Source organism: Andreprevotia sp. IGB-42, from assembly GCF_009848685.1.
Lineage (GTDB): Bacteria > Pseudomonadota > Gammaproteobacteria > Burkholderiales > Chitinibacteraceae > Andreprevotia.
In genome coordinates this window covers 1-11,830 of sequence record NZ_WXTX01000016.1, presented here as the reverse complement: position 1 = coordinate 11,830, position 11,830 = coordinate 1, and the positions used below count along the sequence as shown (strand labels likewise).

The window sequence follows — 11,830 nt, the reverse complement described above, 5'->3', positions numbered from 1 at the left end:
GCGTGGCAAGTTGAGCCGGTCAGTTGCTGATTGATGAACGGCAATAATCGACTGTCCCGACAGCCAACGCCTTCCGACAAAGAAAAAGACCAGCCAAGTGGCTGGTCTTTTGCATGCAGCAAACCATCGCAGGATGCCGGCCCGCAGGCCGGCAAGCTGCTTATGGGTACTGATCCAGCGTGGTGACGAAGGTGTTGCTGTCCGCCGTGGCGCCGATGTTGTTGATGATGTGGGTGATTTCACCCACGCCACCGAGCGATACGCTGGTGAGGTGATGGAACTTCACGCCGCTGCGGTTGGGGGCTTCGATGCCGTTGGTGAGCTTGATGGCATTGTTGGTGTTGAAGAAGCAGTACACCCCCACGCCCCAGGCTTCGTGCGTCTGCACGCCATCGGCCACCTTGTACGATGCATAGCCGTTGCTGCTGCCATTCATCCAGTCGCTTTGCGCGGCCACTTCGTACGGCGCTTCGCTCTGGTAGAAATACACGCGGCCACCATTGCCGTTCCAGATGGTCTGGTATTTCTGGTAATGCTCGACTGCCAGGCCATACACGGTGACATCGTTGCCGTTGACGATCACGCCATAATCCGACGTATTGGTGTTCCAGCCGATGCCGTCACCGTGGTCACCACGCCATACCCAGAAGTTGTCCCCGATCACGTTGTTGCTGTTGATTTCGAGGTTGACCGAAGCACGGCCGACACCGGCACCACCGACACGGAAGAAGATGTCGTGCAGCGAGGTCGGGTTGGCCGCATGGTTGGCGGTGCTTGCGCCCTTGGGCCCCACTTCCATCAATACCGGCGAATTGACCGGGCCGGCGTCGATCAGCAAGCCGGCGATCTTCACGCCGTCCACGTCAGCCACTTCGATGGCCTTGCTGCCGTTGTCGGTCACCAGCGTGGCAATGCCCAGGCCCAGCACCACTGTGTTGGTACGTGCCACCTTCAGCGGCTGGTTCAGGTGATAGACACCGGGGGTCAGCAGCAGGTTCTTGCCGGAGGCCAGCGCTGCATTGATGGTGGCGGCGTTGTCGACGCCTTCCTTGGCAATGTAGAACTGGTCGATCGGCAGCGTTTCACCCTGCGGTGTCTTGTTGAACCACGTGGTGCCCTGGCTATTGTGGCTCAATGCCGGCACGAACACGCTGTACTTGCCAGCAGTATCGATGGTCAGGAACGGCTTCTCGCGCACGACCGGGGTCTGATCGACCACGGTATATGGCGGGGTTGGCCACGATGCGGCTGGCGCACCGTTCACGCCGACGAACACCATATTCCATACGCCACCCACCCACTTGCCATATTGCGAGTTGCGGGACAGCCATTGCTGTTGCGAGCCGGAGCTGATTTCGCCATCGATCACGCTATCGGAAATGAAGCCGCCGCTGGACCAGCCGCAATACGGCGAGCACAACGTCATGTTGCCCTTGATGTGCATGCGGCGGAAAGGCGATGCCTGCGATACCGCATAGCGGTTGAGTGCGCCAGCAGCAGTCGGGATCACCGCGAGGTTTTCCGCCGAGCGCCAGAAGTTCTGCGTGGCGTTCTCGTCAGGCAGCCAGTAGGCTTCAACACGCACTGCACCGATCAGTGTCACGTCATCGGGCGATTTACCCAGGCCCAGCACCTGCGTGTAGAAACCCAGGTTGGCATCCACGTTGTACGAGCCCGGCTTGAACATGAACGCATAGCGCGCATTGCCGAACTGGTTGGTGACCTGCGCATCGAAGGTAGCGTTGAGCTTGTCCTGGATGACGTTGGGTGGTGTGCTCGGATCGAAGATGTACACGTTCGGGCCGAAGTCGGGTGCGGCACCCGGTAGCGGCGTGGGCGTCGGTACCTTGGTCGGTGTCGGGGTGACGGTCGGCGTGGCCGTCGGTACGGAGGTTGGCTGCAGCGTGGGTGTCGGCGTTACGCTGGGCCTGGGGGTCACGGTAGGTGTTACCGTGGGATTGGTCGTTGGCTTCACCGTCGGGGTCACCGTGGGTTTGGGTGTGGCAGTCGGGGCCTGGGTGACGCTGCTGCCTATGGTCAGCTGCTGCCAGGCGGTATCGGTGGCGCCGCTACCCTGCGCGATGGTGAAGAAATACCTGACCACATCGCCGGATTTGAGCCCGCTGACAGTATAGGTATTGTTGTTGCCGCTGACTGTCATGCGCACGTTCTGCTGATTCACGCCATTCACCGTGTAATGCAGATCCGCCCATGCCGCGTTGTTCACGTAGAAAGCAACCGAGCTGGCGCTGGCCTGCGCGCCATATGCGCCACTCGCCGGTGTAGGGGCCACGGTAGGTGTTGCGGTCGGTACGGCAGTCGGCACTGCGGTGGGCGCCTTGGTTGGCACCGGCGTAGGGGCCTTGGTCGGCACTTGGGTCGGGATAGCAGTTGGCGCTGCCGTCGGGGTAGGTACCGGCGTGGGCACCGTGGTGCCGCAGCTGCCAAGGTCTTTCCATACATCCCACTGGCCGGACAGGCTGGGGTTGTCGCCGCGGGTCCACCATTTGGCTTCGTAGCTGTGGCCGTTGTAGCTGACGCGGTTGCCGGCCACATACACCGTATCGGCAGACCACGGTGCTTCGCAGCTGGCCGCATAGGCACTGAACGGCACAGCGCTCAGTACGGCGACTGCCGCGTAATTGAACAGGGTTGGTTTCATGGTTTTTCTATCCACCTTGCTTGCGTTTCTGGGTTGATCCCGGTTCATCGCCCGAGGTTGGCCGTTGCCGGAATGCGCATATGAAAGCGCTTTCAAAAATTCAAGTCAATCGATTTCTATGCACCCTAAGGTGAATGCTGTACGAATTTGGTGCATGCCATGTGTGAAACAGCCTGATGGCAGTTACAACGGCTGATGCGGTACGTTGTGGCAGGCCCGTCAGCCTAGCTGTCGCGCTCCCGTGAAAAAGAAAGCGCTTTCATTTTTGCTGACAAAAAAGCGATGCCTGAAACAGGCACCGCTTGCTGCGCAGGCCGCAGCCAGCGCATTGCAGTCAGGTCCGCGCTCGCATCAGGTCAGGTGCGAGAACAACCAGTACAGCGAGCCGGACAGCAGGATGGCCGAAGGCAGCGTCAGCACCCAAGCCATCAGCAGGCTGCGGATGGTGGACCATTGCAAGCCTGACTTGTTGGCTGCCATGGTACCGGCCACGCCTGACGACAGCACGTGGGTGGTGGAAACCGGCAGGCCATACATGTCCGCCGCGCCGATAGTCAGCATCGCCACCACTTCGGCGGATGCGCCTTGTGCATAAGTCAGGTGGGTCTTGCCGATTTTCTCGCCCACGGTCACCACGATGCGCTTCCAGCCCACCATGGTGCCCAGGCCCAGTGCAATCGCGACTGCAATCTTCACCCACAGCGGAATGAAGCGGGTGGCACTGTCGATCTGTTTCTTGAATTCCTTCAGGTTGGTCTTGGCATCCGCATCCAGATGGCCGACGTCGTTTTTCTCGATCAGGCGGATGGCTTCGGAAGTGAGGTACATGTCATTGCGCACGTTGCCCACCGCAGCGGCCGGCACCTGTGCCAGCGTGCCATTGGCCTTCACCTGCGTGCCGATCTCGCCGGTCACCTGTGCCAGTGCCGGCAGCAGGTCGGTGCCGGCTTCCTTGGTACGCACATAGTCGGATAGCGTCTTGCGGGCATCAGCAGGCGCGGCGGCCGGAGCGATCTTGACGAGCTCCTGGCGGGTTACCTGGGCAACCGCAACAAACTGCGCCACCTGGTCTGCCGGCATGGCGCGGTTCAGCGCATAGGCCATCGGCAATGTACCGACCAGGATCAGCATGATCAGGCCCATGCCTTTCTGGCCGTCATTGGAGCCATGTGCAAACGATACGCCGCTGCAGGTCAGGATCAGCAGGCCGCGGATCCACCACGGCGGCGGTGCCTTGCCCTTGGGTTCGCTGTACAGCTTGGGATTCTTGACGATGGCACGCAGCAACAGAAGCAGCAGTGCGGCACAACCGAAGCCTACCAGCGGCGACAGCAGCAGCGAATAGCCCACCTTGGTGGCCTGCGCCCAATCCACACCGCTGGTGCCGTCACGGCCATGCATCAGCGCATTGGCGATACCCACACCGATGATGGAGCCGATCAGCGTGTGTGAAGACGATGCCGGCAAGCCCAGCCACCAGGTACCCAGGTTCCAGACAATGGCGGCAATCAGCAATGCGAACACCATCGCAAAGCCCGAGCCAGAGCCCACTTGCAGGATCAGCTCGACCGGCAGCAGCGAAATGATGCCGAAGGCCACAGCGCCGCTCGACAGCAACACGCCGAGAAAGTTGAAACAGCCGGACAGGATTACTGCGGCATTGGGCGGCAGCGAATGCGTGTAGATGACGGTGGCGACTGCATTGGCGGTATCGTGAAAACCGTTGACGAACTCGAAACCCAGCGCGATCAGCAAAGCCAGCCCCAGCAGGCCGAATGGCAGCCAGGTGGTCATCACCGTACCGGCATCGTGCATATCGCTGATCAGGCTGTAGGCGGTGAAGATCAGCCCGGCAAGCATCAGGCCGAAGAACAGCAGCGCGGTCAGTCGTCCCGGCTTGTGGTCGAGATGCGGCCGGGATTCCGGTGCGGCAGGGGCATGGGGGGCAGCAGAAGCAGGTAGCGCTGCTGCTTGTGAGGAAATTGTCATGAGGAAACTCCGGCAGGGGATGCCAGCATCATCGACTTGCCGGGTTACAACTTTTCTACCTGCACATGACAAAAACAAGTAAGCCGGCCGCGCCACCGGGCAGCCGGCTTACCGGATGATGCGTGGGTCAGGGCGTGCTTCAATATACTTCCGGAACCACCATATTGTCTGGCACTGGCTGACGTACGTAATCGTCGTGGCGCTGACGCTCCGGCAGCACGATGGCGGAGTGTTCGGTTTCCACGTACGGCATCTGGCTCAGCAGGTGATGGATACAATTGAGGCGGGCTTTTTTCTTGTCCACCGCCTGCACTACCCACCATGGTGCTTCCTCGATATGCGTGCGCTCCAGCATGGTTTCCTTGGCCTTGGTGTATTCCTCCCAGCGGCGGCGTGATTCAAGATCCATCGGGCTCAGCTTCCATTGCTTGAGCGGATCATGGATGCGGCCGAGGAAGCGCAGGTGTTGCTCCTCGTCGGAGATGGAGAACCAGTACTTGATTACCTGGATGCCGGAGCGGACCAGCATCTTTTCAAATTCCGGTACGGTACGGAAAAACTCTTCGTACTGGTCGTCGGTACAGAAACCCATCACCCTTTCCACGCCGGCACGGTTGTACCAGCTGCGGTCGAAAAGCACGATTTCGCCTGCTGCCGGCAGGTGCGACACATAACGCTGGAAGTACCACTGCGTGCGCTCGCGATCATTCGGTGCGGGTAGCGCGGCTACGCGGCACACACGCGGGTTCAGCCGCTGGGTGATGCGCTTGATCACGCCACCTTTGCCGGCCGCATCGCGCCCTTCAAAAATGATCACAACCTTGTGGCCGGTCTGCTGTACCCAGCTCTGCAGCTTGACGAGCTCGCCCTGCAGGCGGAACAGCTCGTGGAAATAGCGGCGGCGCTGTACTTGCTCCTCGTCGAGCCCGTCTGTCACTTCATGTCCGAACAGGGTGTCGATAGCGCTGTCTTCCAGCTCGAGTTCCAGCTCTTCGTCGTAGTGATCAGCCAGATCGCGGTGAATGCGCCGGACCAGTTCTTCGTTATTCGAGTTCATTGCATATCCTCAGGGGCAGACTATCGCTGGGTATGCTAGGCGTGGATCGTGGCAATCTCGTGAACACACGCAGATGAACGTGGGCAATGGCAGCTGCTGTCGTTGATTATTTCCTGCAGCCAGGGTGGAAATGACGATGCCCTGCATGGTGCAGGGCATCCGGTCGATCAGCGCAAAGCCAGGGGCTTTAGCTGACCATGGCTGGCAGACGGTTATACGATGCCAGGTGCTTGTTCGGCAGTGCCTGCAATGTCCATCGATATGCCCCCTTCAGCGAATCGCTGCCTTGCGACCACTTGCGGTTGCATGTTTCGCACTGGTAGTGACGGTAGGAGATACCGGCTTCCTGATGCTCCGGCCCCTGCAGTTTCAAGTGGCCGGGCACACGTGCTGCACCGGGCGTTTTCAGCAGTGCCGCGCAATCGGCGCACAAGCTGGTTCTGGCCAACAACACAGCCATTGCACGGGCGGCCCGCATAGTCAGTCGGGATTGGGTTTTGCTGGTTTGCATGGTGCGCTCTCCTTGTTTCATCCGCTTGCCGCCGGGCAAACGCCATGGATCAATATGCTGTCAGGATAAGCGGGGCGTGAATTTTGCCGTACCAGTGAAAAACGCGAGCCGGCGTAGGACGAATACTGATAAATGCGTTTGTCAGCCTAGTCTGACCCGATGAGGGTGCTGCTGATGACAGCGCAATGACACCGCGATCAGTACAGTCAATCTCAAGGCAGTGGTCTGACCGCTGCCCTGCACAAACTGCACAACTGATTGCAAAGGAGAATGACCATGAAACGCTTCATCGCGCTTGCCATGCTGCTGATCGCTTCCTCGCTGGCCGCCTGCAACACCGTCAAGGGTGCTGGCCAGGATATCCAGAAGGGCGGAGAAAAACTCGAAGACGCGGCAGACAAGTCGAAGTAAACCTCGCGCCTTCTACCGCCTTCCCCTAGACAGCACCGAAAGGTGCTGTTTTTTTGCGGTGGCGCGCCTTGAGCGGCAGCAGTACGGAAGTATGGAAGCCATTGCCCGGTTCGCTCTGGATATCCAGCCGGCCACCAGTGGCCATCACGCGTTGCCGGATACCGCGCAGCCCGTGTGATTCTCCGGTCAGCGTGGACAGGTCAACGCCGACACCGTTGTCTTCGATATCCAGCTTGATGTGCTCATCGTCGATCAGCAAGCTGACGCTGACCTCCGCTGCCCGGGCGTACTTGGTGGAATTGTTCAGCGATTCCTGCACGATGCGGTAACAGATCAGGTTCAGTACTTCGCCCGCGTCCACGCTGTCTTCCGGCAATACCAGGTTCAGTGTCCACTGGTTGCGCTGCGCCGCTTCCTCGATCAGCGAGCGCAAGGACGGAATCAGCCCGAAAGTGGTCAGCAGGGTAGGGTGCAGATCCTGCACCACGCGCCGCTTGAACTGGATGCCCTGATCCAGGTTGCGCAGCATGCGCTGCAGTTTTTCGGTGATGGCGGGCTGCACCTCCTTGAGCTGGCGCTGTATCCAGGAGATATCCATTTTGGTGGCGGTCAGGATGGAGCCCAGTTCGTCATGCAGCTCGCGCGCCAGCGTGGCGCGGTCGCTTTCCACGCTGGCCTGGTATTCGAGCGACAGGTTTTCCAGTTGTTCCGTGCGCTCCTGCACCAGCGCATCCAGTTCTTCCTGGCGCTCGGACAGCCGGTTGGCATTGCGGTTGCCCGATTCGATCTCGCCCGACATCCACAGCAGTACCCAGATGCTGACCGCCAGTACCATCATCCAGCCCAGAAAAATGGCCACGCGCAGGATGGTGATCATGGTGAGGCGCTGACTGCGCAATTGCGCCAGTTCGATCGTTTCGATATTGATGAGTGACTGGATATCGCGGATCAGTTGCTGCGATTGCTGGAAATCGGCCTCTGCACCGACAGTCTCGCGTGCACGGGCGAAATCCCCGCGACGTGCAAAGCCCAGCGACAGGTCAAGCTCGGTGAGCTTCCGGTTGGTTTGCGTCGAGAGCATCTGCACCTGCGTGGCACGCCCTTCAGGCGCATCGGGCAATGCCGCTTGCGCGCGATATTTGTCTTCCAGCGTGCCCAACTGGTTGCGCGCATGTCCTACAGCCTGATCATAAACCCGCAGGTAGCGATCATTGGCATTGATCAGGAAACCGCGCTCCGCCGATTCGGCAATAACCAGCGACAGATTCAATTCGTGCAGTGCGATAATGCGTTCGCGTGCAGCGAGGATCTTGACGTTTTCTTTCAGTGCAAGCTGCAGCCAGCTGTCTGCCAGCGTGGCGGCGACAATGATGGCGACCACGCACAAGGCCAGACGGACCTGGCCTTTGCGACCGATTGACTGGAGTGTTTCGAGCAGTTTCCGAACCACGGCTGCTGCTTTCAGCATTGAGATGCTCCTGCCCAAGACTTTAGTGACATCACAGTGTAAAGGACTGGCCTCATTTCTTCTGGCAGTGATGCCTTGTTGATGTGTGAGATTATTCCTACATAACCTTCAGCAGTGGCGGGATAGGCCATGGCCTGAGGTGCCGTTAGAGTAGTGCCAAGGCGCAAATACGCTGCCCCATGTGTAGGACACATAACACCGGCACGCCTGGTGTGAACCAAATGCAAGTCAGGCTGCAAAGCCGGCCCTTGCACCATGATGCAGACGCTTATCTTTTTACTCGTTGGAATCATGCAATGAAGAAACGCATTTTGCTAGTGGACGACCATAGTATCGTTCGCTCCGGTTTGCGCTCCCTGATAGAACTGGAAGACGACCTTGCGGTAACCGGTGAGGCGGCGACCGGTATGGAAGCGCTGGAACTCGTTCGCAAGCAGGATTTTGATGTGGTCATCCTGGATATCTCCATGCCCGGCAAAAACGGCGTGGATACACTGCGTGACCTGCAGCGCATCCGGCCCGAGCTGGCCGTGCTGATCCTGAGCGGCTATTCGGAAGAACAATACGCGCTCAATCTGATCCGCTCGGGCTGCCGCGGTTACCTGTCCAAGGATTCCGGCCCGGACGAGATCGTCAAGGCGATCCGTACCATTTGCAATGGGCGCCGCTACCTGTCGGTAGAGCTGGCCGATCTGCTGGCGCGCGAGCTGACCAAGCCCAGCGACAAACGCATGCATGAAATGCTGTCCGAACGTGAATTCCAGGTGTTTTACAAGCTGGCCAGCGGCAAATCGCCCACGCAGATTGCCAACGAGCTGTTCCTGAGCGTGAAGACCATCAGTACCTACCGTGCCCGGGTGCTGGAAAAAATGAACCTGAGAACCAACGCGGATCTGACCTACTACGCAATCAAGAACGAATTGATCAACTGAGCTGTTCCGGGGTTTTGTTCGATTACAGCAGTTCCCGATCACAGGTTGATCGTCAATCCGGGATTCCGTCCACGGTAGCGACCCAAGAAGACAATTGTGGATACTCAAAAAGACACACATACAGATACAAACGCCCGGTCGCAGGTAGACCTTCTGCTGGTAGAAGATTCACCCTTGATCCGCGAAGCGCTGATCGAAGCATTCAGTGCCTCCGGCATCGTCGCCTTGCGCAGCGCCGCCGCAACCGCGCAGCAGGCGATAGTGGCATTGCAAACCCGGCACTTTGATCTGGCGGTCATCGATCTGGAGCTGGAGGAAGGCACCGGCTTCGAAGTATTGGCCCATATCGCCAATACCCAGAGCGATAATCCGCCATTCCGCGTCGTACTGACCAACCATGCTTTTCCGCTGTACGAAAAGCGTGCGCGCCAGCTGGGCATCGAGCATTTCTTCGATAAATCCATGCACTTTGACGATGCGGTGAACGCCATCGAAAAAGAAGCGCAGCGCCTGCTCAATATCGCATCGGGTTGAGACACGCATTGCAGGTTGCTTGAAGCCGCATGCTGCGCCTGGCACGCCATCTGCTGCTGGCCGGCTGCACGGCTGTCCGGGGTTGGGGGTGTTGTTCCGGACTGCCGGCAATGACCCGGTATTAATGCATCTGCCCGTCTTTTCCTCCTGCATTGGGCCGATCCGCGTTTCGGCCGCCGCAATGACGCGGAACGACGCGTACGTCGGCGTCGCGATGACAATGCCAGTAGCTGTCGGAGCTGGCTTGCTGCAATACAGGCACAAACACAATCGTGAAATGCTGCATACGTACAGTGCAGCAAATCTGCTATTTTTCTGCTTCAGCCCAAATCTGGATGTTCAATGCAACGCAGCGTGATTGCACTCGTCTTGGTGGTTCTGGTTGGCGTCGGCGGTTATGCGGCCAGAAGCCTTGTCGATGATGATGGCGATGGCCCGCCGCTGGCCGCAGAGCCGACAACCTTGCCGGCTACCTCTGCCGTGACAGGTGTATCAAGCCCGCCCAAGCCGGCCAATGCCTCGGGGGCAGAACCTGCCATGGATGTACGCTCCAATGTCGACCCCAACCTGCGTAAATGCGTGGACGAAAAGAACCGTGTGGTTTATCAGGATGTACCCTGCGGCGCGAACAGTCGCGAAGTGCCGCTGGATCTGGATGCAGGGCATCTGCCAACGGAAGGCATAGAAAAACCCGTGCGCAAGAGGTGATCGCTCAGAGCCGCCTGGGAAAGCGCCTGGCAGGGGCGTGAAACTTGGGGAACACCGCTCCTTGCCCGCTGCATCAGCTGCACAGCGAAACACTCGCGCATATCGAACCGCCGCGTTTACGTGGCCACGTTCCATTCGATTGCACGCTGCCGCAGGTAGCCAGATGCGCCGCCATCCGCGACCGGCAATGTGCACGATTGCCGTGACTTTATCGCAGAGGGTCTGCGGCCATCTGTTTCCTCAGCCCAAGCGGGCGCATATCAGTCCAGGCCGTTTTGATGAAAGCCAGGCAGGCGGTTTTTGAATCCGGATCACCTTGTGCCAGCCAGCCTGCTGGCATGGCCTGATTTTCAGGCCAAATCGAGTATTGCTCTTCAGCATTGATCACTACGTAATAAAGCATGCTCTCTTGTATATTTTCGTCAGTCATCGTTGTTTCCTTTTCGTTGGTCATCGAAAAGCCGCATCGGCATGCGGCGTTTGGTCATGATTACTGCTTCAACTGTCGTATTCGGCGGTTTCCGTCATCGCGTTGATTTCTGGCGTATTGATGAATTCAAACAACGCGTTGGCAATGTCCGATTCATGGTTTTTCAGTATCGCAAGATGCTTGCCCTCGAACTGGTCGACGACTGATCCGACAAAGCAGCTATTGGCCCAGCTGTTCATGCAGCCTATTTCATCGCTTTCGATAATTCTGGCCATAAACGGCTCACGCCCCCCTCCGGCGGGCTCCCCGAACTTGCGTCCATCTGCATGGTGGTCGATCCAGTATTTGCGTGTAGCCAGCGCATGATATTTCTCGGCGAGGTAGCGTTGCCGCAATATGGCGTGCCAGATGGCATGCTCGGTGGGGTCGTGCAAATCCATCCGCCGGACCGCGAAAGCCACGCATTCTTCCAGTGGCATGCCATCGAAAGTATGTGAGCTCACAGCGTCGCCCACTCTCGAATAGGTGTCGCAGATCGCCTTGAAAAACTCACCCTTGAAATAGGCTTCATCAAAGGGCTGGAAGGTGTAGTCCGCGGGCACCATGGCGGTATCGATAAAGCACAGCCTCGATTCCGCAACGCCCAGCCGCTGCAGCACTTGTGCCATTTCGAAAGCGATCAGGCCGCCTACGCAATACCCGGCCAACAGGATGCGCCCCGTGCTGTGCCGCAAGACTTGCGGTGCATATTTCTCTGCCATGGCAACAAAGCAACCGAGCGGGTCCGCTTCATTGTCGATGCCGTCGTGATGCAATACAAAGACGTTTGCCTGCCCGGCAGGCAAGCTCAGAGCAATACCGTTGAACACTTCCGCGCTGCCACCGGCACCGGGAACCAGCACGATATCGTGTGCAGCAACATGAGGTGAATCAAGCCTGGCCAGGTTGTCCTCCACCAGCACCCAGTTTCGCTCCGATGGGGCGGGGCTCGCCGGTACTTCATCATCTTTGATGCCCAGTTTGCTGGCAAAAGCAGCGATGGTTGGTGCTTCAAACACGGCGCGTACATTCAGATCGCACTGGAAATGCGCCCGCACTTGCACCGTCAGCACGGTGGCAGAGAGGGAG

The 11,830-nt window shown here is 58.7% G+C and carries 11 protein-coding genes; 4 read left to right on the top strand and 7 right to left on the bottom strand.

Translation table 11 applies throughout. The features are described from left to right. Positions 1–160 precede the first annotated feature (160 nt). The 4 genes from IGB42_RS22585 to IGB42_RS19250 all read right to left on the bottom strand — a co-directional run bounded on the left by IGB42_RS22585 (position 161) and on the right by IGB42_RS19250 (position 6,156). On the bottom strand, positions 161–2,662 hold the full coding sequence (locus tag IGB42_RS22585; protein WP_159674761.1) for a carbohydrate-binding protein: 2,502 nt from the start codon (positions 2,660–2,662) through the stop codon (positions 161–163). Between the two features lie 351 nt (positions 2,663–3,013). Further along, on the bottom strand, positions 3,014–4,651 hold the full coding sequence (locus IGB42_RS19260; RefSeq protein WP_159674759.1) for an inorganic phosphate transporter: 1,638 nt from the start codon (positions 4,649–4,651) through the stop codon (positions 3,014–3,016). A 139-nt stretch (positions 4,652–4,790) separates the two neighbouring features. Continuing rightward, the gene (gene ppk2 / locus IGB42_RS19255) at positions 4,791–5,708 is read right to left on the bottom strand and encodes a polyphosphate kinase 2 (protein WP_159674757.1); all 918 of its coding nucleotides are present in this window, start codon (positions 5,706–5,708) and stop codon (positions 4,791–4,793) included. Positions 5,709–5,895: 187 nt separating this feature from the next. After that, positions 5,896–6,156, bottom strand: a complete 261-nt coding sequence (locus IGB42_RS19250; RefSeq protein WP_159674755.1) for a hypothetical protein — start codon at positions 6,154–6,156, stop codon at positions 5,896–5,898. A gap of 339 nt (positions 6,157–6,495) precedes the next feature. On the opposite strand from IGB42_RS19250, the gene IGB42_RS19245 reads away from it, so the two are divergent. Continuing rightward, the gene (locus IGB42_RS19245; RefSeq protein WP_159674753.1) at positions 6,496–6,630 is read left to right on the top strand and encodes an entericidin A/B family lipoprotein; all 135 of its coding nucleotides are present in this window, start codon (positions 6,496–6,498) and stop codon (positions 6,628–6,630) included. Positions 6,631–6,655: 25 nt separating this feature from the next. On the opposite strand, the gene IGB42_RS19240 is transcribed toward IGB42_RS19245, so the two are convergent. Beyond that, on the bottom strand, positions 6,656–8,098 hold the full coding sequence (locus tag IGB42_RS19240; RefSeq protein ID WP_159674751.1) for a histidine kinase: 1,443 nt from the start codon (positions 8,096–8,098) through the stop codon (positions 6,656–6,658). Between the two features lie 296 nt (positions 8,099–8,394). Between IGB42_RS19240 and IGB42_RS19235 the strand changes: the two genes are divergently transcribed. From IGB42_RS19235 to IGB42_RS19225, 3 genes are all read left to right on the top strand, one after another. Beyond that, entirely contained in the window at positions 8,395–9,030 is a 636-nt protein-coding gene (locus IGB42_RS19235) for a response regulator transcription factor (protein WP_159674749.1), read from the top strand. 96 nt (positions 9,031–9,126) lie between these two features. Further along, complete coding sequence (locus tag IGB42_RS19230; protein ID WP_255461538.1) at positions 9,127–9,564, top strand: response regulator; 438 nt, start codon at positions 9,127–9,129, stop codon at positions 9,562–9,564. 342 nt (positions 9,565–9,906) lie between these two features. Continuing rightward, complete coding sequence (locus IGB42_RS19225) at positions 9,907–10,272, top strand: hypothetical protein (protein WP_159674745.1); 366 nt, start codon at positions 9,907–9,909, stop codon at positions 10,270–10,272. 208 nt (positions 10,273–10,480) lie between these two features. Here IGB42_RS19225 and IGB42_RS19220 read toward each other — a convergent pair whose 3' ends face one another. Both IGB42_RS19220 and IGB42_RS19215 read right to left on the bottom strand, forming a co-directional pair. Further along, positions 10,481–10,702, bottom strand: coding sequence for an MbtH family NRPS accessory protein (locus IGB42_RS19220; protein WP_159674743.1), 222 nt, complete (start codon positions 10,700–10,702; stop codon positions 10,481–10,483). Positions 10,703–10,770: 68 nt separating this feature from the next. Beyond that, a partial coding sequence (locus IGB42_RS19215) for a thioesterase domain-containing protein (RefSeq protein WP_159674741.1) occupies positions 10,771–11,830 on the bottom strand: 1,060 nt, incomplete at its 5' end.

Coding starts and splice junctions, on each gene's coding strand:
- IGB42_RS19240 (WP_159674751.1), bottom strand. CDS start 8,098: ATGCTGAAAGCAGCAGCCGTGGTTCGGAAACTGCTCGAAACACTCCAG.
- IGB42_RS19260 (WP_159674759.1), bottom strand. CDS start 4,651: ATGACAATTTCCTCACAAGCAGCAGCGCTACCTGCTTCTGCTGCCCCC.
- IGB42_RS19235 (WP_159674749.1), top strand. CDS start 8,395: ATGAAGAAACGCATTTTGCTAGTGGACGACCATAGTATCGTTCGCTCC.
- IGB42_RS19225 (WP_159674745.1), top strand. CDS start 9,907: ATGCAACGCAGCGTGATTGCACTCGTCTTGGTGGTTCTGGTTGGCGTC.
- ppk2 (WP_159674757.1), bottom strand. CDS start 5,708: ATGAACTCGAATAACGAAGAACTGGTCCGGCGCATTCACCGCGATCTG.
- IGB42_RS22585 (WP_159674761.1), bottom strand. CDS start 2,662: ATGAAACCAACCCTGTTCAATTACGCGGCAGTCGCCGTACTGAGCGCT.
- IGB42_RS19245 (WP_159674753.1), top strand. CDS start 6,496: ATGAAACGCTTCATCGCGCTTGCCATGCTGCTGATCGCTTCCTCGCTG.
- IGB42_RS19220 (WP_159674743.1), bottom strand. CDS start 10,702: ATGACTGACGAAAATATACAAGAGAGCATGCTTTATTACGTAGTGATC.